This is a genomic window from Erysipelothrix sp. P66, assembly GCF_038682365.1.
Classification (GTDB): domain Bacteria; phylum Bacillota_I; class Bacilli_A; order Erysipelotrichales; family Erysipelotrichaceae; genus Erysipelothrix; species Erysipelothrix piscisicarius.
In genome coordinates, this window is record NZ_CP152290.1 from 589,666 (window position 1) to 611,178 (window position 21,513).

The window sequence follows — 21,513 nt, forward strand, 5'->3', positions numbered from 1 at the left end:
CAATGTACATATTAAAATGAGGATGATTGCATGAGATTACGTAAAAAAGAGTGGAGCTCAGAAGTCTTTGAAACTTTTGCAGACTACACAGTAACAGAATTTGAAACAATTAAAGGAAATTGGAAGGAAGCACTCGGTAGTGAATTGCTTCATTTAGAGATTGGTTCGGGGAAAGGCGATTACTGGCATCAGTTATCGGCCCTTTATCCAGATCGTGGTATTGTTGCGATGGAGCGTGATTTTACGGCTTCTTCGATTGCATTGAAAAAAATAGAAAACAATCCTGGAGATCATAAGAAGTTTATTTATGGTGACGCCGAGAATCTGAATGATATGTTTGCGCCCGGTGAAGTGGATGTGGTTCATTTAAACTTTAGTGATCCATGGCCGAAGAAGCGTCATACAAAACGTCGTTTGACGTATAAGGATAAATTGGATGAATATTATTCAGTCTTATCGGAAAACGGCGAGATTTGGATGAAAACAGACAATGTGGGTCTTTTTAACTATTCACTTGTAAGTGTTGGCCAACATAAGTTTGAACTTGTGGAGGTGGATGTTGATTTTAGAAGTCATGAACATGAAGATCCATTTACTGAATATGAACGTAAGTTCCACGAAATGGGACAACCGATTTTTAGAGCGATTTGGAGGAAAAAATAATGTTGAATGAAAAACAATTAAATTGGTTTGAGACCTTAACACAACTTGATGGAGTGAGTGGTCATGAACATCAAGTAGCTCAATATTTATTTAACGAATATTCAAACTATACGGATGAAATTCTCCGTGACAACTTAGGAAGTATTCTTGCGGTACGTCGAAGTAAGAAAAAAAATGCACCTAAAGTCTTGGTTTTAGGTCATATGGATGAGGTTGGATTTTTAGTTCGAGAAGTTACTGAGACCGGTGTATTAAAGATTCATCCTGTTGGCGGTTGGTTTAGTCAAGTGCTTTTAGGTCATCGTGTACGCGTGACAACACGTCATGGTGAGGTTTATAATGGTGCGATTGGTGCTACACCGCCTCATATGCTTTCAGCTGAGGATCGTTTAAAACCAATTCAAATTCCTCAAATGACTGTGGATGTTGGGGCTACAACACCTGAAGAAATACATGCGATGGGTATTCAAGTTGGTGATATGGTTGTGGTTGATGGTGAATTCAATGTATTAAACAAAGGGAAACGTCTTTTGTCCAAGGCATTTGATAATCGTTATGGATGTGTAATGGGCTTGGATTTACTTGAAGCATTAAAAGACCAAGAATTGGATTATGACCTCTATGTTGGATGTAGTGTTCAAGAAGAAGTTGGGTTGCGTGGTGCACAGACGGTCGCAAACCTTGTGAAACCCGACCTTGCCATTATTCTTGATTGCTCGCCTGCAAATGATGCTTTAGATTCAAAAGCTATCGGGAAACTGGGTGGTGGTGTTTTGGTTCGTGTAATGGATGGTAATATGATTGCGACAAAAGATTTGATCTATAAATTTGTGGATATTTGTAAAGAACATGATATTAAGCACCAATATTACTTTTCACCAGGTGGGACGGATGCAGGGGCTGTACACAAATCAAATTCAGGGGTTAAAACGTTAACATGTTGCTTATGTGCACGTAATATTCATACATCCAGTTCAATTTTGGATACGGATGATTATTTAGCGGCGCGTGAAGCGTTATTACACTTTATTGATAAGAAGACATGGGGTGATGTCATTGCGTAAGTTAATGACTGCATTGGTACTGTTACTTCTTGTAAGTGGTTGTACACCAGCAGCGGTAAATTATGATGACCTTGTTAAGAGTGCATTAAGTCGACCAATGCCTGAGGCGACAAATCATAATAAAAAATACTATCGTTATTATTTATTGCCTGATGTGGGGATTAAACAATCAACACAGATTTCAACGCTTTATGAAATTGATCGTAAACCCATCATGCTTGATTTGGATGTTGCGAATATTGTAGCGAAACGATATACCGAAATTTCAGAAAATACTGAGGGAAAAGAAAAAGGCGATCAAAAAGAAGATTCTAAAATTCAATTTTCCTCCTTAATCAAAGAAGAAGCGGTGTCCTACCGGACAACGGGGACTTATGTAGACGGTTCAGATAAGGAACAACATTTTATCTTTAGCATCGTTGATCTCGAAAAAAACAAAGCTGTGGTCTTAGAGAATGGTCAAGTTGATATGATGGCAATTGTGAATGATGCCAATATGGATATGATTGTGCAATCAATGTTTACGACAATGCGAAGCATTACCGTAAATGAAGATTTAGTAGTCCAAGATTTCTCAAAGAAAGATATTATTACATATCATGAGCGATATGAAGAATTCTTTGAGCATGCGATACCAGAATCTGGAGCAATCTCGGATATAATTGATAAGACAGCTCCAAAAACGGAGTAGGATAGAAAGGTAGAGGTAATATCATGTTTCGTCGTTTAGCATCAGTTTTATTTAAAGAAGAAGAAATTGTTATTGAAGAAGAAATTTCTGATCATGTTGGTGAAGTGGAAATTCCTGAGTTGAAACCAATTCTTCCCAAAGAAAAGAAAATTGTAGAAAAGCCCAAAATCGTAACAGAACATGTTGATATAACAGAAACTGTTATACGTGAAAAGCCTATTACTGATATGACTCCTGACGAGGTAGCGAATACAGCCAGTGAGTTAAACCGTAAATCACGCATGATTACGGCTGATGATGACCTTGCAAAACGTAAGATGGAGCGCGCTAAAGCAGCACGCACATCCGAATTGGAAGTCAAAAAATTTGAATACCAACGAAAAGATATTATCAGTCCTATGTACGGAGGCCCTTCACAACCTTCAGAGCCATTGGATATTCCCAAAAAGAAGTATCCATCAAAGCATGTGCCTGTTGCGGAAGTTATTAGTCCAATGTATGGAAAAGTTCAAGAAGAGTCAAAAGCAGAAACACGTAAAATTGATGAATCCCTTATGGATTTACGTGTTGATGATATTATTTCAAATGAAGGAAAAGGAGAAACCGTTCAAGTTTCTCTGTATGATTATTTAGAAGGAATTGATGAGCATGAAGAATAAACCAATTTATTTTATTGGTATTAAAGGGACAGGTATGGCAGCATTAGCACGTATCTGTTACAAAATGGGATATGAAGTGATGGGGTCTGATATTGATCGTCATTTCTTTACAGAGGATGCACTCAGAGCGTTAAACATCCCAATCGTTCCATTCAGTAAAGACAATATTAAAGATAATACAGTCGTTATTATTGGTAATGCCTTTTTAGATGATCATGAAGAGGTTCAAGCTGCGATAGCCAATCCAACTGTGGAGACGTATCGTTATCATGAATATCTGGGTAAGATTATGGATTCTTATCGTACCATTGCGGTAAGTGGATCCCATGGTAAAACAACGACAACGACACTTTTACGTGATATGTTGAGTTATTCCAAAGAAACTGGATATCTTATCGGTGATGGACGCGGAGATTTGCAGCGTGATGATGAATACTTTGCGGTAGAGGCATGTGAGTTTCGTCGTCATTTCTTAGCCTATAAACCTAAGATTGCGATTATGACAAATTTCGAGATTGATCATGTGGACTATTTTAAATCGGTTGATGATTATTTATCTGCGTTTAAGGAGTTTGCTCAGAATGTGGAATCGTTAATCATTGTTTGGGGTGATGATCCACATTACCAAGACCTAACATTCGATGTGGAAACGTGGTCTTATGGTTTTGGTGAAGGCAATAAAATTCGTGCAACCGAACTTGAGAAAACAACCACTCACAGCATTTTTAATGTTGAGGTGGATGGTAAGCATGTTCACCGATTTACCCTTCCAATTGTAGGTGATCATATGATTTTGGATGCACTTGCAGTGATTGCAGTGGGGCTTTATGAAGGCATTGAACCCAGCGATATTGAAGCAGGTCTTCAAACCTTTACCGGTGCGAAACGCCGATTTGTCATCGAAACGGGTAAAGAGAATGTCTATATTGACGACTATGCGCATCACCCAACTGAAGTTCGTGTAACACTTGAAGCAGCACGAACACGTTATCCGGATCGTAAAATTGTTGGTATTTTTAAACCACATCGTGTAGGACGTGTGTATTATTTCGCAGATGAGTTTGCGGAAGCGCTAAGCCTTGCGGATGAGGTGTGTTTATGTCCATTCACAAGTATCGATGATGCGGAAGAAGGAATTGATATTGATATTACATACCTTCAAGATCGCATAGAAGGCAGTCATATTGTTGATTTAAATGATCAAGATTTGGACCTGCTTGAATCCTTTGGACCAGCAGTTTATGTGTTTATGAGTTCCAAAGATATTTATGATTTAAAAGATGCATTGAAAATACGTTTCAACGATTGAAAACTTTTTCATATACAGTTATAATGACATTAGAGAGGTGATAGAATGGATGCATTAATTCAGAATTTACGTGAAGTATCAATCTTAATTGCACCAATTGTGGGTGTAGTTTGTTTAATTATATTGGCAATGATTTTGTATCGTGTTTATGTTGTTGTGAGGGATTTGCCGAAAACAATTGACCGTGTAAACGGTGTTATTGACTCGACACAAAGTTCAGTGGATCAACTTCAAGCACCTTTAAATACATTAAATAATGTCACAAATACAGTGGATTTAGTCAATCAATCAGCCGTTAGTGCTGTCAGCTCGGTCGCAAGTTATGGGGCCAAGCATTCGGATACCATTGTAAATTGGACAAAAGATTTCTTCGATAAACGTCGAAATGGCCGAAACCCAGAGAATTCGGATGTTCAAAAAGCTGGAGATGAAAAAGAGGAGGATTTTGGAATTTATGAGTAAATATGATGAAATTTTAAATGAACTTGTTTATCAAATTGATGATGTTGTTTATAACTTTTATAGTGAAAGTAATGAAATTATTGCCGCTAAAAATGGTCAAGAACGTCTTTTAACGTTTAGAGATAAAACATTAAATACCATTAATGATATGAATGTCCGTTCATTGGAAATTATTGCAAGCTTTAAGGATAGTCAACTTATTCAAGAACGCGCAGAACATTTACTTGTTAAGAATAGAGATATTGTGGATTCCGCATTAGAAGTGCTTCGTGCAGCTCCAGAACGCAATGAATTCTTTGATGATCTTGGTAATCTTGCGTCGGGTATTTTTGAATCCGCAAAGACTACATTTCAAAAAGTTGAAGAATCTGAAACGTTTGACCGCTTAAAAGTAGGGGCACTATCGGGTTTAAAGAAAATGCAAAAAGGATTGGATGATCTTTCAAAACATCCAAGTGTTGTTAAAAGCACTGATATTGTAAAAGAAAAAACAAAAGAGGCTGTTGATGCTGGCGCTCAAATTGTCAAAGATACCACAAAAAACGTTACGGATTGGGTATCTGAACAAGAATTAAAGGCTAAGGCTGAAAAAGTCTCAAAAGAAGTTCATGCAGGTGCTGAAACCGTTAAAGTTAAAGTTCAAGATGGTGCAGAAAAAGTTGCTGATTTTGTTGAAGAAACCGTTGAAACAAAAGCTCAAGAATTTGAAGAAGACGCATTTAGTTTCCTGGATACGTTAGAAGAAAAACTGGATCAAGTATCTAAAGATGCTGAATCCATGATTGAATCTTCAAATATTGTGGAAGCGGCAGAAAAACAAGTTCGTGAACTCGATAAAAAATTAGATGAAGTAAAAGAGGATGAAGAAGTATGAAACGTGTAACGATTTATGATGTAGCGAAAGAAGCAGGGGTATCACTCGCTACTGTATCACGTGTAATCAATGGTCTCGAAATTGTTCGTGAAGAGACACGTGTTAAAGTAGAAACTGCAATTGATAAATTAGGATACAAACCAAATGCTATTGCCCAAGGCCTTGCTTTACAAAAAACTACGACGATTGCGTTACTCGTACCTGAAGCAAGTTTTGGCTATACCGGTCAAATCATCAATGGTTTGATTGATGTCGCAAAAATTTATAAATATAATATTATGCTTCACACAATGACCGAAGGTATTGTGGATATTAAAGATGTTATTGATGATATCATTAAATCTCGTGTGGATGGTGTAATTATCTATAATGATAAACTTATGGAAAATGAATTGGCTGAATTGAATAAATATCAATTCCCAATCGTAATTATTGGAAATAAAATGTCTGATAAACAAATTTCATCTGTTTATGTTGATATTGAAAAGGCAGTTTATGAACTGTCAATGCAAAAGATGCAAATGGATCCTAAAAATCGTGTTGCGGTAATTCAAGACCGTAAAAATGATTTTACTACAAACCAAATGGTTTCTGGGGTACAACGTGCATATAAAGAATTAGGCATCGATGATGACGGATATATTGAAATTCCTGTAGAATATCGACGTTCCTATGACTATTTCTTAGACCATATTGAATCCATGGATTACAATTTCTTAATTGCAAACCGTGATTCTCAAGCGATCTCCGCAATGAATGCAGCGCATGAGCGTAATATGAATATTCCTGAAGATTTAGAAATTGTATGCTTAATTGATACGAAATACAACTCAATGGTGCGTCCTCGTTTATCAAGTTTCGCAATTCCATCGTATGATCTTGGTGCCGTAGCAATGCGTGTTCTTACCAAGATGCTCAATGAAGATGAGGTTGAAGATAAAGAGATCGAACTCAGTTATCTATACACACCACGTCAATCAACCAAAAACTAAAAGACCCTAAGGTCTTTTTTTTATACCCAAAAACATATGATTTGTGACTTGTTCAGAACTTCGATTCAAAATACCATAGTAGTGTAAGCGTTTTCCGGAAACGTATGCACACTTGAAAGGGGATATTTATGAAAAGAAATTCTAGATTTAAGTCTTATCTCAAGACAACACTTGTGGTTGTCACCAGTTTTTCGTTACTATTACCTTTTTTTGTAATGCCATCTCACGCACTTGTAACGGGGGATGGAACGGATGAGGTGAATGAAGCATATCACGAGGGTCTATCGCTTCAACCGTTATCACCTGCATTTCGACTTGAAACATTGATGAAATGGAGTCCAGAAACTGATCCTGATGCTGAATTAAATCGATCAACCATACCGTTAAATACCAATCGTTTTAAAGGGCATCAAATTAATGATCTTGCGCATCCCGATGCAAAGATCACGAATGCGGCAATCATTAATGCAAATCATGACAGCTCACCATCAACGGGCGGTAGTGATTTTAATATTTACGCATTTGATAACTGGCAGTACATTGATTCCCTTATATACTGGGCGGGTACGGATGAAGGGATTTTTGCGTTGCCTTCACCAGATATCGTTGATGCGGCGCATAAAAATGGGGTACCGGTTTATGCTACGTTAGGATTTCCTTGGGGAAGTGGTCAACCCGACTCCCTAAAAGAACTTGAAGCCATGGTCCAACAAAATCCTGACGGTTCATTTCCAGCAGCTGATAAGATGATTGAGATTGCTCAATATTTTGGCTTTGATGGCTATTTCTTTAACCAAGAGACGTATGGTTCCAACCAGCGTGTAGCAAATCAATTGAATGCAATGTTGCGTTATATGCGTCAAAAGTCAAGAGATATGGGTTACCCAATAAATATCTCGTGGTATGATGCTATGGCAAATAATGGGAACGTGAGTCACCAAAATGCCATCAATCAATATAATGATTTATGGATGAAACCGGTTGATCACGATAATGACTTTGGTGTTGATGAATTCTTTATTAACTATAACTGGCAAGGTCGTGTGCAAGGAACTTCAGACTACTTAAAATCAATCGGTCGTGATCCTTTTGCGGCTTATACCGGTTTTGAAATCCAACAACGTTCACATAAAACAAATATTGATGCACGGACTTTAATTGGTACGGATAAACGTATTTTATCATCCATTGCATTGTATGCATCAAACTCAACCATGGGGCTTGCGAAAGATCCTGAAGATTTCCATAACCAAGAAAACATCTTATATACAGGTCCACAAGGCGATCCAACTTTAGCGGATGATTCCCAAAATTGGAAGGGGATGTCACGTTATGTAGTGGATAAATCTGTAATTACCGGAACTGAATTCCAAACAAGTTTTAATTCCGGTCACGGACGTAAATGGTTTGCAGATGGTGTTTTAGCCCGTGAAGGCGCATGGCATAATCGCGCAATTCAAGATATTATGCCAACATGGCGATTCTGGGTTAAAGATCTCAAAGAAGGTGCGCCACGTGCCGCCATTGCTTACGATTTTGATGATGCGTATAATGGCGGCAATTCTTTAAAAATAGAAGGTGATTTTAAAGCAGGGGACGCCAATGAAGTGATGTTATATAGTACCAAATTAAATGTAACCGATACGACAAAAATTGATATCGTTACCAAAACAACTCCGAATACATCATTAAAATTAGGGGTATCTTTTGATGAAAACTATAAAGACCATAATGCAACACATTTTACGCTTGCATCCGATGAAAACGGATGGGTACGCCATACGATTGACTTAGCGGATTATAGTGGTTCTGTTATGTATGCATTAAGTTTAAACGTTGGAGCTAATCAAACGGGACCGATTAAAGTGAATCTCGGTCAAATTCAGGTCTATACAAACACCGCACCGCTTCTAGCAGGTCCATCCAATATTGTTGTTACAGAACAATTACTTTCGGATGCACGTATGGGCCAATTTAGAGCGACATGGGACACGGTAGAGGGTGCCAAGTACTATGAAGTCTATCAAGTTAATAATGACGGTGTACCCGTATTATTAGGAACCAGTACAAATAACCATTTCTATGCGGATAAGATCACCCGAAGTGATGCGAATGCATTTGAAGACAATCATACAACCATTCAAATTAAAACAGTTAATAAAGAGGGGTATCGTGGTGAACCAAGTGTAGGTCGTTTTGATTGGGGTGTCGATTTAAACCGAAGTGAAGTGGTTGAGATGGAAGTTCCGGTCAATGTAGCATTAAATGCGGAAGTTACTGGTGTCAGTCACCAAAACGATGCGGAACCAGCGTCAAAAGCACTGGATGGAACCGCACAAGGAAACAGTAAATGGGCATCATCACCTAAGAGTAGCGGTTATATGGATATTAAACTTGATGCTGCACGCACGATTAAACGTTGGCGTGTTGAACATGCTGAGTGTGGCGGTGAAGCGAAAGACATGAATACGATTAACTTCTCGCTACATTATAAAAATGAACAGGGAAATTGGGTCCTAGCAAAAGAAATACGAAACAATCGTGAAGCGGTGACGGATGTCTTGTTGGATCAACCGATTACGGCTCAGGAATGGAAATTGAAAATCGACTTAGCGGGATCATCGCCATGGCAAGCCGTTCGAATTTATGAATGGCAGATGTTTGAAACAGATTCTTTCCCAAAACCGAATAATCTACTGCTTAGTCAAGTAGAAGCAAAACCACAATCAAATGGGATTGGATCCTTAACATTTAAACATGTTCCTGAAAAAACAACGATTCATCTCTACCGCAAACTTGAGGATACAAAACCGGTTCAATCTATTCGAAATGAGAAAAAAGGAACGGTTGCACTTAAAGAATTTAATTTTAAGGAATACGATGGTTTAATTTATTACACCATTCAACCCGATTTTTCAGAGGAAAGTTTTAAAAACAGTATTGCCTTTGAAATTCCAACTGAAACCAAGGCCTTGACCTCAATTCACATTACAAGTGATGTAGGGGAAGCTGTGACAGTACCGTTTATGATTAAAAATAGTGTTGGTGAAACGGTATTTGAGGGGATAAGTGGTGCAGATCATCTACAAACGGAATTGCTACTGGGACAATACACACTGACACTCAAATCATTACCGAAAGGATATCCGGATAATGTCCGTGAGTATGCTTTTGATGTGAAAGGTGATGTGGCTCTTGATGAAGTCCTTATCACACTGGTTCAATCGAAATCATATCAAGCACTGGTTACACAGCTCAAAGCATATCAAGCGCTTGATCGTAAAATCTATACTGAAGCATCCCTTCAGCTTGTGGATGCCGTGATCAATGAAGCACAATCACTGATTGATCAAGAAAGTAGCCAAGGAAACGATTATCAAATGATGGTTACCACGTTGACTGATGCAATTAAACAACTCGAAAAAATTCAAAATATTGAGTATGTGAAACTTCAAGAACGTCTGCATGAAATCGAAGCGATGAATCGAAGTGTCTATACGGAAGACTCTTTAGCTAAACTTGATGCAGTCTACGAAGAAGCTAAAGCGTTGGTTTCAGGTAATGAAGGAACCGAAAAAGACTATGAGTCAATGCATGAACGACTCCATGAAGCACTGGAACAGCTCGTGTTAAAATTAGACACAAAAGCACTTGATGCTCTCATTGAAGAAGCAGCATCCATTGATATCAAGCTTTACACAGACGCGAGCATCGCAACACTTAAAGATGTGCTGGAACATGTTAAAGCATCACGAAATGATGTAGACAGTCAAGAGGTGATAGATGCATTGGTACAAACGCTACAGGAGGCCATGGATGGCTTAAAACGTATCCGCAATACAGAATACCTCGAGGAATTGATTCAAGAAGCAGATGCAGTTGATCTAAATCTCTATACAGAATCCAGCCTCATTCGTCTTCATGATGCACATAAACACGCGCGTACGATTGCGGCATTAGAATTATCAACGCAACAAGATATTGACGATGCAGCTGAAAACTTAAAACACGCCTTGTCACTGCTTGAGCGAATTGATAACCCTCAAGATTGGGAAGCCGTTGATGAACTCATGGAAGTCCTTGATGAACTTGAGTCAAACCGTTATGACGCGTCATCCTTTAATGCCCTGCATGAATCCATTGAAACTGTGAAAGCAATGCGTGGAAACCATGATCTCCCCCAAGATGAGATTGATGCACTTGTGGATAAACTTCAAGATGCAATCTTAAACTTAAAACCAATTAAGCTTGATGAAGCATTGATTCAGCGATTGGAACAACAAATCGAAGAGGCGCGCAATCTTGATGAATCAAAGTATACTGAAGCAAGTTTCTCAAAATTTGAAAATGCACTTCAAGAGGCAAAGGCAATCTTGAATCGAATTCAAGGGCGTCAATTTAGAAGCATTGCAATACCCAAACCTGTTTCACCAGAAGAGTTGAATCAGGCGGTGGAAAATCTCGAAAATGCAAGGAATTCACTTGAACTGAAAGATGTAGTGGTAGAACCTCAAGAACCAGAGGAAAAACCAGAGGAAAAGCCAGAAGAAAAGCCAGAAGAAAAGCCAGAAGAGAAGCCAGAAGTGAAACCGGAGCAAGACACAAACCAAGTGGACTCCGTAGATGGCACTTCCAAACTGGAAAATAATGAAGTCACCGCGACTTCGACACTTCCTAAAACAGGAGTTTCAAATGCTAACCTTTACAATGGCATTATTCTATTAGGGTTGGGAATTGCATTAAAACGACGTCATAATGATTAATTGAAGAGAGGGGAAACCCTCTTTTTGTTACGTTACTCGATACTTGTTACTTTGTTATCAAAGTAAATCTTAATAAAAATTTAATTTTTGGTTATATCCTTGACAATAAATGACCAAGAGCGTATTATTGTACATGGTCAGTGATGACCGGTTGAACACCAAATATTCTTTACCCCCCCACCCAAGATATTTGTGTGATTCAACAACTTCATTGAAAGGCGCAGCGTGCGTCTTTTTTTCTATTACAAGGAGGTTTCAAATGATCGTTAAGTATCTCGAGGATGATCAATTTAAAGAGGCTAATATCTGTCATGTTCGTAATACCGTTCGTTGTTTTGTCATGAATGAATTGGGACAGTGTGCGATGATTTTGATAAAAGGCCAGGATTTATTTGGTAAACGAAATCACTACGAATCACCCGGCGGTGGCATTGAAGTTGGTGAGTCGATGGTTCAAGCGGTTCATCGCGAAATTCATGAGGAACTGGGATATGAAGTTGATTCAATTTCATATCTCGCAAGTATTGTGGACGTCTATAATTTATTAAATCGCACAACGGTGCATAATTATTTTGTCTGTTACATTACAAAAAAGACGCATTCAGCTCGAACGCGTCTTGAAGAACAGTTATTTGACGATGTTATTTGGTGTTTCCCTGAAATGTGGCTTGAAACACTCAATCAGCCTCAAGAAGGGGTTAATGAGCTGGTTCATGCACGAGAGCGGGTTATGATGCGTTATTTCTTAGATCAACAAGAAATGTAATGGGACTAAGCGGTGTTTCATATTCTAAGGTCTCATAAGGCAAGTGGGTTGAGACGATATAATCACGAACAGCCACATACTCTTTATAACCGCCTTCATGTTTTAAATAACAAGCGATAACTAAAAAATCAGTCAGCAAAGGTATAATAATTTTGAGGGAAGCGACCGTCGTATGTGATGTTGTGATGATCGACTTATCGCTTCGAGGCAAGTATCCAAGATTGTAGATAGCACCTGTAAAGGGTGCTTTTTCTTTGAAATTGACACGACTGTGATCGGAATGAATATAGGTTATATTCGTGGATCCTTGATTCAGTTTTTTTGCACTTTCGATCGCTTCTTCTTGAATATCAATTGCATATACATGACCTGCTTGTGACGCAAGAAATTGTGTATCATAGCCATTACCACAGGTCATATCAACAACAACAGCGTCATTGTTGAGGAATTGTTGCATCCATTTATGAGATTGTTCTTTATGATTCATAATACCTCCAAAAAAAACCCTATGCTTCTGGGCTTTTTAAAATAACAATCATTACATCAGGATTTGATAAAAGGCGCATTTCAGGTTCTTTTAAACCAATTCCTGAAGAGATGATGAGGGTTGTTTCATCAACCGTTTGACGTTTATTAATATAATCTGAGGACTCGGTAATCGATCCAATGAGTGGTAAACGAATGTAACCACCCATGGTTTTTCCAGAGAGCATCAGATCGACTTCAGTATCATTAAACTCTTTAACATTATCCGGATTATTGGCAATGGTAATGTTGAAGATGTCTTCGGATGTTGAAGGGTAAGGGAACTCAGTTTCTTTGTTGATGTCATTGTTTGCATCGATTCCAACGAGTTGAATCGATTCATTGGTAAAGTTATGAACATCAATTTTAGTATTTGAAATAAGTTTGAATCCACTTTTCGTTAACACAGCCTGTGTTACTTCGTTTGCTTTACGGATATCATTTTCACCCAATACCGCATACTTACCAAGTTTCGCATTCAACTTACTTAGTTTTTCAATCATTTCAGTTTGTTCTTTTTCTGATGGTGCTGCTTTAAATAGATTACCACCAAAAATAATCATATCTGGCTTAAACGAATCAAGTTCTTTTAAGGCCTTATCGAGATTATCATCATGACTGTACACATCGGATAAAAATCCAATCGAAAGATTGTTAAAGGATGCAGGAATGCGTGTTGATTCCACCATTTCAATACGCAACTTAACACGCTGGGGTGCAAAATGTGTCATTTCTAAATAGATTAGAGATGACGTAATTGCGATTAACCCCAGTAAAACCGCTAACTTTTTTTTGCTCATGCTTTACGCGGTTGTTGAGGTTTTGGTGCTTTTGGTGATTTTGGTTTTTTAGCATCCTTTTGTTGTTTCGGTTCGTGATTGGGTTTGTTGTTATTTTTTTTCTGTTTTTTTACAGGTTTCGCTTCTTGAGTCGTGTTTTCTTTTTTTGATTCACCTTTAACCGGTGCCATTGCTGTTTTTTGATTTAAGATTACAGGAATAACAAGTGGGTTACGTTGTGTATGTTTGTATAAAAATGGCTCAAGCGAACCACGGATTGTGTTTTTGATTTCCCCGAAGGTAACTTTTTTTGTCATGCGTTTTTTTAACGCTTCATAGACAACAAGCTCAGCTTCTTTGAGTAATGTTTGATTTTCTTTAATAAATACAAATCCACGTGTCACAATCGTTGGTTTACATAAAATTTTATTTTGACGTGAATCGATGGTAACAACGACTGAAACAAGACCACTGTCGGATAAAATCTTACGATCTTTAAGAACAGCTGTGGATAAACCGCTGGAATCATTGCCATCAACATAAATATCGTCTGCTTGAATTCGTGTATCGCTCATAAACGCAACACCGTCACGAAGGGCAACGACATCACCATTTGAACAAATAAAGATGTTATCTGGATCAACACCCGTTTCGATTGCTGTTTGACGGTGTGCTTTTAGCATCTTGTATTCACCGTGCATTGGCATAAAGAATTTTGGTTTGATTAATTGAAGCATCAGTGTTTGTTCTTCTTTTGAAGCATGACCTGTTGTATGAATTGAATTTAGAGGTGAGTTCGTGAGAACATTTGCCCCTGCACGTGTCAATTGGTTTACAACATGGGAAACACTGGTAGCATTTCCAGGAATTGGGCTTGAAGAAAATACAACAGTATCGCCAGGCATAATGCTGATTTGACGGTGTGTTCCATTCGCAATACGGCTTAGAGCAGCGAGTGGTTCACCTTGGCTTCCTGTACAAATAATACAGGCTTGATCTGCAGGTAATTTGTTTAATTGATGCGCATTAACGAAATGTTTATCCGCAGCATCGATATGTCCAAGTTTACGAGCAATATTTACAACGTTATCCATGGAACGACCAAAGATTGCAATTTTGCGGCCATCCGCAATAGCTGCTTCAATAATTTGTTGAACGCGATAAACATTTGAGGCAAACGTTGCGATAATGATGCGTCCTTCCGTTTTATTGAAAATGCGTTTAATTTCGCGACCAACTTCTTTTTCACTGATGGAAAATCCGCTAACTTCCGCATTAGTTGAGTCACTCATCAATAAGGTCACACCAATCTCGCCCATATATGACATGATTTGGTAATCAGGATTATTTCCAACCGGTGTTAAATCAAATTTGAAATCTCCAGTTGAAACAATACGACCATTTGGCGTATTTACAAGAACACCAAGAGCATCTGGGATTGAGTGAACGACATTAAAGAATCCAATAACAAAATGTTTTGTTTTAATGGTAGATTTTGAATCAATTTCTTGAATCTTATGTTTTGTTCTTATTTTACGTTCTTCAAGCTTGCGCTCAATTTGTGCTTTCGCAAATTGAGGTGCATAGATTTGAGGAACATTAACTTTTTGGAGTAAGAAAGGAATTCCACCGATGTGGTCTTCATGGCCGTGTGTAATCACAAGCGCTTTGACTTTCTTTTGATTGCGAATTAAGTGAGCATAGTCTTGAATGACATAATCAACACCCAATAAGTTTTCTTCGGGGAACATTACCCCACAGTCAATAATGATAATTTCATCATCATGTTCAATACAGTACATATTTTTACCGACTTCGCCCAAGCCACCTAAAGCATAGACTAGGGTATCGGTTTTTCTTAATTTCATATTTTTTTCGTCCATATAATCTCCTATTCTATGATTTTAAGTCCTTTTTCAGCCATCCATGGGTCCTTTGAATCAATGTGATCGTAAAAGAGCACACCATTTAAATGATCAATTTCATGTTGTAAAACAATTGCTAAGATGTCTTTTGCGACAATCTCAATACGTTGGTCTGTAATCATATCGTACGCTAAAACTTTGATGCGTTGACTACGACGTACGAGGCCAGGATAATCTTTCCGAATGGATAAGCACCCTTCACCATAACTGAGCGCACATTGTTTTACTGAGTGAGAAACAATCTTAGGATTCACTAAGGCATATTCAACGGTTTTGACATTGCCATGCTTATCTTCAAGATCAACAACAAGGGCTGTCATTTGTTTCGCAACACCAATTTGAGGTGCGGCAATGCCATTTGCTGGTTGCAAATTATACTTTTCAGCAAGTTCAGGATCCCTTGAATCACGAACATATTGCAACATGTTTTCAAGTGTATTACGGTCTTCTTCCGACAAAGGAAAAGACACCGGTTCGCATTTTTGACGCAGAACTGGGTTTGGATCTAGGACAATTGTGTCCATATTTATATCGTGCATTTAAAATTCCTCTATTCCATGATAAAAATAAATAATATACACTACATATATTATAATATTTAAGTATGAATTATATGTGGGTCTATTCAAACTCTTTAAGCATAGTTTATCGTATTTTTACTCTTTTTGAAAGGCTTTCGCTTATTTTTCATTATATCTATGATAGAATAAAGCCATGAAGAAAAGAAAAATATCACTTAAAATGCCAATGGGCTATAACCGCCCAATTCATGCAGCAGCGTTAATATTAAATATCTTTGGGGTCCTTATGGTTATCTCCGGAAGTATGACATCAGGAAGTACAGCCAAGTCATTAGTCTTAGTCGGAGTTAAGGAGCTTGTTTTTGTAATTGTATCCTATATTATGATGGTTATGGTTGCGCGGCGATTTTCGCTTAATTATTTTCGAAAGAATTACGCCAAAATATTACTCTTAATGGTGGGTCTTTTGGGGATTACGCTCGTTTTCCCGGCCATTAATGGTGCAAAAGCTTGGATTAATCTTAAAATTATGACCATTCAGCCCAGTGAGTTTGCAAAGATTTTCGGAATTTTAACCATTGCGACGTTTCTCGCAGATCGAAATAAACGGACGAAGGCAAGCACATTTGATTTAGTAAAGAAGCCGTTCTTTATTATTCTTGCGATTTTCCTTTTTGTTGTGAAAGCACAGCATGACCTTGGGTCGGCGGTTGTTATTCTTGGAATTGCTTATATCTGTGTATTAATTCCATCTCATGATAAACTAACGCGATTACAAAAGTGGATGTTCATCCTAGCAGGTGTGGGAATTGTTGGACTGATCTTTTTAGATTCCTCATTTGGTATTAGTCTTATTGAAAAATTAAATATCCCACCTTATATGATTGGTCGTTTTAAAACGTCCTCAAATCCATTCTTGGACCGCTATGGTAGTGGCTACCAAATCTTTAATGGAATGGTTGCAATGTTTAAAGGTGGAATGTTTGGGATGGGTTATGGAAATAGTCTAATCAAATATGGGTATCTTCCTGAAGCGCATACTGACTTTATTCTCGCTGTCACAATCGAAGAATTAGGCATGATTGGATTCTCAATTATTGTAATTGGATATGGTACGATGTTGTATCAACTCGTTAAGTATTCGTTCAAAGTGAAACAAGAATCGGATAAAGTTATCTTAATGGGTACTGTTGCTTATATCATGATTCACTTTATCTTTAATATCGGAGGTATTACCGCGTTGATTCCGTTAACTGGAGTACCACTTCTGTTTATCTCTAAAGGGGGATCCAGTCGTATGGCGATTATGTTGGCGATCGGGTTAACACAAAATGTCATTTCACGTTATGAAATGGGAATTATTAATATCAAACGTAAAGATCAATTACGCATAAAACAAGAAGAAATGAAACGCAAAGAGAATTTGAAACGCTTAACAGAGGTAGTGTAATGAGAGTTGTAGCAGGAACATTTGGTTCGCGACCAATTAAGACGTTAAAGGGAGATACAACGCGCCCGACGACCGATAAAGTTCGCGCAGCAATCTTTAATCGGATTGGGCCATTTTTTAATGAAGGAAAAATGTTAGATGTCTTTGGGGGATCGGGAGCTATGGCTCTTGAATCAATCAGTCGAGGCATCGAACATGCAGTTGTTTTTGAGAAAGATGTGCGTGCTTATAACGTTATTCGAGATAACATCAAGACTTTTGATCTTGAAGGATGTGTCCAACTTAAAAAAGGCGACTCAATGAAATTATTGGAGACGGTATCTGGATCTTTCGAGTTTGTTTTCCTTGACCCTCCATATCGATACGAACATACCCTTGAAATTATCAAAATCATTATTAAGCGTAATTTGGTTGCAGAGGATGGCTTAATAATTTGTGAGACGGATAAGAACTATGATTTGCCGGATGTGATTGACGGGTTTTATCTAGACTGCGTTAAGGATTATTGTATAAGTAAAGTACGATACTACAAAAAGGACAATTAGGTCCTTTTTTATTTTTTAGCACTTAAAGGTTGACAGTGCTAAACTCGTGGTGTAGAATAATACTAGACACAAAGAATAGAGTGTTTAGGAGGCGAGAATAATATGTTGACGCCACGAAAAATAGAGATATTTAAGGCGATTGTTAAAGAGTTTATTAACACTGCTGAACCAGTGGGTTCGAAGACGTTAATCGATAAATATAACTTATCATACTCGTCTGCGACAATACGAAATGAGATGTCAGATTTAGAAAAAATAGGACTACTGGAAAAGACACATACGTCCAGTGGACGCATTCCTTCAACAAAAGGGTATCGATTCTATGTAGAACACCTCATGGATGAAGAAGAGAATTACGGGATTGAAACCGCGATTGCTCAAATTTTCTCCGATCGACGACTCGGTATTGATGAAGCGATTCGACAAAGCTGTGATATTTTATCACAGATGACGAATCTAACCACGGTTGTATTAGGTCCCAGTGCGATGAATGAAACACTGAAAAGTGTTCAATTAATTCCATTGAGCGAATTTAATGCAATGGCCGTGTTCGTTACAGAGTCAGGGCATGCAGAGCATCGAATTTTTAATTTTGATAGTAAAGTCGATGTGAATGACCTTGAGGCGTGTACTTCAATATTAAATGAACGATTAAAAGGTACAGCACTTTCAGAAGTTGTTGATAAGATGGAAAGTTTAAGACCAATTTTATCAAGACGAATTGAAAAATATGAGGTACTCTTTGAAGCGTTTGTAGGAGCATTTATTAAATTTGCTCAAGACGAAGTCTATTTAAGCGGTGAACGAAATATGTTATACCAGCCAGAATTCTCAAACATAGAGAAACTTCGTGAAATGATGGATATGCTCGAAAACAGTGAAATGTGGCGTAACTTATCCACAGGACAAAATCACTTGAGTCTTAAAAAAGGCGATCAAAGTGAAATTGTTTGGGTTGATGATATGGCCGTTGTATCCAGTTCGTTTAATTTACTCGATAATCATGAGCATAAGTTGATGATTGTGGGACCAAGTCGAATGGAATACAGTCGCGTTGTCTCGTTGATGGATTATGTTTCGGAGATGATCGAAACGGTGTATGGGAAAGGTGGCAATGATGAGCAAGACGAATAAAACCGCTGAAGAATTGCATGAAGAAGTTCAAGATGAAACAGTACTTGAATCAACAAACAGCGAAGAAATTGAAACTTCAGACTCAGTAAATGATACTTCTGAAAATGATGAAGCAATTGATGAGAATGAAGCCTTACGAAAAGAAATTGAAACGTTAAAAAACGACTATTTTAAAATGTTAGCAGATACAGAAAATTTAAAAAAACGTCTGCAACGCGAGCATGATCAACTGCGCAAATACCGTATTCAAGGATTTGCAGCAGATGTGTTGCCTGTGTTAGATAATTTGGAACGTGCATTAAAACAAGAAACAACTGATGAGGCTTTACGAGATGGTGTACAAATGATTTACGATCAGTTAATGGCATCGCTTAAAGCAGAAGGTGTTGAACCGATTAATGCATTGAACCAACCCTTTGATCCAAATATTCATCAAGCAATGATGACAGAGGAAAAAGAGGGTGTTGAATCCAATATAGTTATTGAAGAATTCCAAAAAGGATATATGTTAAAAGATCGCATTCTACGTGCGAGTCTTGTAAAAGTGAGTCAATAGGAGGATATATATTATGAGTAAAGTTATTGGTATTGATTTAGGAACAACAAACTCAGCTGTTTCCGTAATGGACGGTGGAGAAGCAAAAGTAATTACAAACCCAGAAGGAAATCGTACAACACCTTCTGTAGTCAGCTTTAAAAATGGTGAGCGTATTGTTGGGGATGCAGCGAAACGTCAAGTTGTAACAAACCCTAACTCCGCAGTATCAGTTAAACGTTTAATTGGTACAGGCGAAAAAGTTACACTTGAAGGAAAAGAGTATACACCAGAAGAAATCTCAGCAATGATCTTAGGCTATATGAAGAGCTATGCAGAAGATTATCTTGGTGAAAAAGTTACAAAGGCTGTAATTACCGTACCTGCATACTTTAATGACGCACAACGTCAAGCAACAAAAGATGCTGGTAAGATTGCAGGTTTAGAAGTAGAACGTATTATTAACGAACCAACTGCGGCTGCGCTTGCATTTGGAATCGATAAAACAGATAAAGATGAAGAAAAAGTATTAGTATTTGACCTTGGTGGTGGTACTTTCGACGTTTCCATTCTTGAATTAGCAGATGGTACATTTGAAGTATTATCAACTGCTGGAGATAACAAATTAGGTGGAGATGACTTTGACCACATCGTTGTTGATTATTTAGTCGATATTTTCAAAAAAGAAAATGGTATTGATTTATCATCCGATAAAATGGCTATGCAACGTCTAAAAGAAGCAGCAGAAAAAGCGAAGAAAGATTTATCTTCAACTGTAAATGCTTCAATTTCATTACCATTTATCTCAGCAGGCGAAAATGGTCCATTACACTTGGAAACAACATTATCACGTGCTAAGTTTGAAGAAATGACAAAGAGCCTTGTTGAACGTACAATGGTTCCAGTTCGTCAAGCACTAAAAGATGCTGGACTTACTAAAAATGATATTCATCAAGTATTGCTTGTTGGTGGATCAACACGTATTCCAGCTGTGGTTGAAGCTGTTAAAAATGAATTAGGAAAAGAACCAAATAAATCTGTTAACCCTGATGAAGTTGTTGCAATGGGTGCCGCAATTCAAGGTGGTGTTATTTCAGGAGATGTTAAAGATGTGTTACTTCTTGACGTTACACCATTATCATTAGGTATTGAAACAATGGGTGGTGTGATGACCGTTCTTATTGAACGTAATACAACAATCCCAACATCAAAATCACAAGTATTCTCAACAGCAGCAGATAATCAACCCGCTGTAGACATTAACGTCTTACAAGGTGAACGTCCAATGGCTAAAGACAATAAATCACTGGGTTTATTTAAATTAGATGGTATTGCTCCTGCAAAACGAGGTATTCCTCAAATTGAAGTTACATTCGATATTGACGTAAATGGTATCGTAAACGTTTCAGCAATGGATAAGGGAACAAACAAAAAACAATCCATTACAATTTCAAACAGCTCAGGATTAAGTGATGAAGAAATCGAACGCATGGTTCGAGAAGCTGAAGAAAATGCTTCCGAAGATTTACGATTAAAAGAAGAAGCAGAGCTTAAAAACCGTGCAGAACAATTCATTCATCAAATTGATGAGTCCTTAGCAAGTGAAGATTCACCTGTGGATGATGCTCAAAAAGAAGAAGTTACAAAATTACGTGATGAATTGCAAACAGCAATGGATAACAATGATTTTGAAACATTAAAAGAAAAACTTGATCAATTAGAACAAGCCGCTCAAGCAATGTCACAAGCAATGTATGAACAACAAGCAGGTCAAGCTGAAGCAGATGCTTCGTCAAGTGATGAAACAGTTGTTGACGCTGAATTTGAAGAAAAAAACTAGTTTAAAAACTTTCGGA

19 protein-coding genes are annotated in these 21,513 nt (G+C 37.8%); 15 read left to right on the forward strand and 4 right to left on the reverse strand.

Features of this window, described 5'->3' with window-relative positions; translation table 11 throughout:
- Positions 1-30 precede the first annotated feature (30 nt).
- From trmB to AAG186_RS02900, 10 genes are all read left to right on the forward strand, one after another.
- A complete protein-coding gene (gene trmB, locus AAG186_RS02855) occupies positions 31-663 on the forward strand; it encodes a tRNA (guanosine(46)-N7)-methyltransferase TrmB (RefSeq protein WP_342621947.1) in 633 nt (210 codons plus the stop codon).
- Entirely contained in the window at positions 663-1,727 is a 1,065-nt protein-coding gene (locus AAG186_RS02860) for a M42 family metallopeptidase (RefSeq protein ID WP_200542711.1), read from the forward strand. The genes trmB and AAG186_RS02860 overlap by 1 nt, the downstream gene beginning before the upstream one ends.
- Positions 1,728-1,731: 4 nt before the next feature.
- Positions 1,732-2,418 carry a hypothetical protein gene (locus AAG186_RS02865; protein WP_342621948.1) on the forward strand — a complete coding sequence of 229 codons (687 nt, stop codon included), beginning with the start codon at positions 1,732-1,734 and terminating at the stop codon, positions 2,416-2,418.
- A gap of 23 nt (positions 2,419-2,441) precedes the next feature.
- Positions 2,442-3,077: a hypothetical protein gene (locus AAG186_RS02870; protein WP_125164677.1), complete on the forward strand. Its 636-nt coding sequence runs from the start codon at positions 2,442-2,444 to the stop codon at positions 3,075-3,077.
- Positions 3,061-4,386 carry a UDP-N-acetylmuramate--L-alanine ligase gene (murC, locus tag AAG186_RS02875; RefSeq protein ID WP_342621949.1) on the forward strand — a complete coding sequence of 442 codons (1,326 nt, stop codon included), beginning with the start codon at positions 3,061-3,063 and terminating at the stop codon, positions 4,384-4,386. Before AAG186_RS02870 ends, murC begins: the two co-directional genes overlap by 17 nt.
- Positions 4,387-4,431: 45 nt before the next feature.
- On the forward strand, positions 4,432-4,848 hold the full coding sequence (locus AAG186_RS02880) for a hypothetical protein (RefSeq protein WP_125164675.1): 417 nt from the start codon (positions 4,432-4,434) through the stop codon (positions 4,846-4,848).
- The gene (locus tag AAG186_RS02885; protein WP_342621950.1) at positions 4,841-5,722 is read left to right on the forward strand and encodes a hypothetical protein; all 882 of its coding nucleotides are present in this window, start codon (positions 4,841-4,843) and stop codon (positions 5,720-5,722) included. Before AAG186_RS02880 ends, AAG186_RS02885 begins: the two co-directional genes overlap by 8 nt.
- On the forward strand, positions 5,719-6,714 hold the full coding sequence (locus AAG186_RS02890) for a LacI family DNA-binding transcriptional regulator (RefSeq protein ID WP_342621951.1): 996 nt from the start codon (positions 5,719-5,721) through the stop codon (positions 6,712-6,714). Before AAG186_RS02885 ends, AAG186_RS02890 begins: the two co-directional genes overlap by 4 nt.
- 128 nt (positions 6,715-6,842) lie before the next feature.
- Positions 6,843-11,477 (forward strand): glycoside hydrolase, encoded by a 4,635-nt coding sequence (locus AAG186_RS02895; RefSeq protein ID WP_342621952.1) that lies wholly within the window; start codon positions 6,843-6,845, stop codon positions 11,475-11,477.
- 259 nt (positions 11,478-11,736) lie between these two features.
- Entirely contained in the window at positions 11,737-12,243 is a 507-nt protein-coding gene (locus tag AAG186_RS02900; RefSeq protein WP_161636623.1) for an NUDIX hydrolase, read from the forward strand.
- Here the strand turns inward: AAG186_RS02900 and AAG186_RS02905 are convergent.
- Genes AAG186_RS02905 through def form a run of 4 tightly spaced genes read right to left on the reverse strand, consistent with a single transcriptional unit; the run spans position 12,206 to position 16,011 of the window.
- Entirely contained in the window at positions 12,206-12,730 is a 525-nt protein-coding gene (locus AAG186_RS02905) for a class I SAM-dependent methyltransferase (protein WP_342621953.1), read from the reverse strand. The two genes, AAG186_RS02900 and AAG186_RS02905, sit on opposite strands and share 38 nt — an antisense overlap.
- Positions 12,731-12,749: 19 nt before the next feature.
- Positions 12,750-13,568: a metallophosphoesterase gene (locus AAG186_RS02910; RefSeq protein ID WP_342621954.1), complete on the reverse strand. Its 819-nt coding sequence runs from the start codon at positions 13,566-13,568 to the stop codon at positions 12,750-12,752.
- Positions 13,565-15,430 (reverse strand): ribonuclease J, encoded by a 1,866-nt coding sequence (locus AAG186_RS02915; protein WP_200548816.1) that lies wholly within the window; start codon positions 15,428-15,430, stop codon positions 13,565-13,567. The genes AAG186_RS02910 and AAG186_RS02915 overlap by 4 nt, the downstream gene beginning before the upstream one ends.
- Positions 15,431-15,438: 8 nt before the next feature.
- A complete protein-coding gene (gene def, locus AAG186_RS02920; RefSeq protein ID WP_161636620.1) occupies positions 15,439-16,011 on the reverse strand; it encodes a peptide deformylase in 573 nt (190 codons plus the stop codon).
- 175 nt (positions 16,012-16,186) lie between these two features.
- Here def and AAG186_RS02925 point away from each other — a divergent pair, with 175 nt between their 5' ends.
- The 5 genes from AAG186_RS02925 (at position 16,187) to dnaK (ending at position 21,497) form a co-directional block, all read left to right on the forward strand.
- A complete protein-coding gene (locus AAG186_RS02925) occupies positions 16,187-17,443 on the forward strand; it encodes an FtsW/RodA/SpoVE family cell cycle protein (RefSeq protein ID WP_161636619.1) in 1,257 nt (418 codons plus the stop codon).
- Positions 17,443-17,988 (forward strand): 16S rRNA (guanine(966)-N(2))-methyltransferase RsmD, encoded by a 546-nt coding sequence (rsmD, locus tag AAG186_RS02930; protein WP_342621955.1) that lies wholly within the window; start codon positions 17,443-17,445, stop codon positions 17,986-17,988. Before AAG186_RS02925 ends, rsmD begins: the two co-directional genes overlap by 1 nt.
- A gap of 102 nt (positions 17,989-18,090) precedes the next feature.
- The gene (gene hrcA, locus AAG186_RS02935) at positions 18,091-19,122 is read left to right on the forward strand and encodes a heat-inducible transcriptional repressor HrcA (protein WP_125164666.1); all 1,032 of its coding nucleotides are present in this window, start codon (positions 18,091-18,093) and stop codon (positions 19,120-19,122) included.
- Complete coding sequence (gene grpE, locus AAG186_RS02940) at positions 19,106-19,678, forward strand: nucleotide exchange factor GrpE (RefSeq protein ID WP_161636617.1); 573 nt, start codon at positions 19,106-19,108, stop codon at positions 19,676-19,678. Before hrcA ends, grpE begins: the two co-directional genes overlap by 17 nt.
- A gap of 13 nt (positions 19,679-19,691) precedes the next feature.
- Positions 19,692-21,497, forward strand: coding sequence for a molecular chaperone DnaK (dnaK, locus tag AAG186_RS02945; RefSeq protein WP_161636616.1), 1,806 nt, complete (start codon positions 19,692-19,694; stop codon positions 21,495-21,497).
- Positions 21,498-21,513: the final 16 nt, after the last annotated feature.

Excerpts from the sequence above, each read along its gene's own strand:
- trmB (WP_342621947.1), top strand. The coding sequence starts at position 31 with ATGAGATTACGTAAAAAAGAGTGGAGCTCAGAAGTCTTTGAAACTTTT.
- AAG186_RS02860 (WP_200542711.1), top strand. The coding sequence starts at position 663 with ATGTTGAATGAAAAACAATTAAATTGGTTTGAGACCTTAACACAACTT.
- AAG186_RS02865 (WP_342621948.1), top strand. The coding sequence starts at position 1,732 with ATGACTGCATTGGTACTGTTACTTCTTGTAAGTGGTTGTACACCAGCA.
- AAG186_RS02870 (WP_125164677.1), top strand. The coding sequence starts at position 2,442 with ATGTTTCGTCGTTTAGCATCAGTTTTATTTAAAGAAGAAGAAATTGTT.
- murC (WP_342621949.1), top strand. The coding sequence starts at position 3,061 with ATGAGCATGAAGAATAAACCAATTTATTTTATTGGTATTAAAGGGACA.
- AAG186_RS02880 (WP_125164675.1), top strand. The coding sequence starts at position 4,432 with ATGGATGCATTAATTCAGAATTTACGTGAAGTATCAATCTTAATTGCA.
- AAG186_RS02885 (WP_342621950.1), top strand. The coding sequence starts at position 4,841 with ATGAGTAAATATGATGAAATTTTAAATGAACTTGTTTATCAAATTGAT.
- AAG186_RS02890 (WP_342621951.1), top strand. The coding sequence starts at position 5,719 with ATGAAACGTGTAACGATTTATGATGTAGCGAAAGAAGCAGGGGTATCA.
- AAG186_RS02895 (WP_342621952.1), top strand. The coding sequence starts at position 6,843 with ATGAAAAGAAATTCTAGATTTAAGTCTTATCTCAAGACAACACTTGTG.
- AAG186_RS02900 (WP_161636623.1), top strand. The coding sequence starts at position 11,737 with ATGATCGTTAAGTATCTCGAGGATGATCAATTTAAAGAGGCTAATATC.
- AAG186_RS02905 (WP_342621953.1), bottom strand. The coding sequence starts at position 12,730 with ATGAATCATAAAGAACAATCTCATAAATGGATGCAACAATTCCTCAAC.
- AAG186_RS02910 (WP_342621954.1), bottom strand. The coding sequence starts at position 13,568 with ATGAGCAAAAAAAAGTTAGCGGTTTTACTGGGGTTAATCGCAATTACG.
- AAG186_RS02915 (WP_200548816.1), bottom strand. The coding sequence starts at position 15,430 with ATGGACGAAAAAAATATGAAATTAAGAAAAACCGATACCCTAGTCTAT.
- def (WP_161636620.1), bottom strand. The coding sequence starts at position 16,011 with ATGCACGATATAAATATGGACACAATTGTCCTAGATCCAAACCCAGTT.
- AAG186_RS02925 (WP_161636619.1), top strand. The coding sequence starts at position 16,187 with ATGAAGAAAAGAAAAATATCACTTAAAATGCCAATGGGCTATAACCGC.
- rsmD (WP_342621955.1), top strand. The coding sequence starts at position 17,443 with ATGAGAGTTGTAGCAGGAACATTTGGTTCGCGACCAATTAAGACGTTA.
- hrcA (WP_125164666.1), top strand. The coding sequence starts at position 18,091 with ATGTTGACGCCACGAAAAATAGAGATATTTAAGGCGATTGTTAAAGAG.
- grpE (WP_161636617.1), top strand. The coding sequence starts at position 19,106 with ATGAGCAAGACGAATAAAACCGCTGAAGAATTGCATGAAGAAGTTCAA.
- dnaK (WP_161636616.1), top strand. The coding sequence starts at position 19,692 with ATGAGTAAAGTTATTGGTATTGATTTAGGAACAACAAACTCAGCTGTT.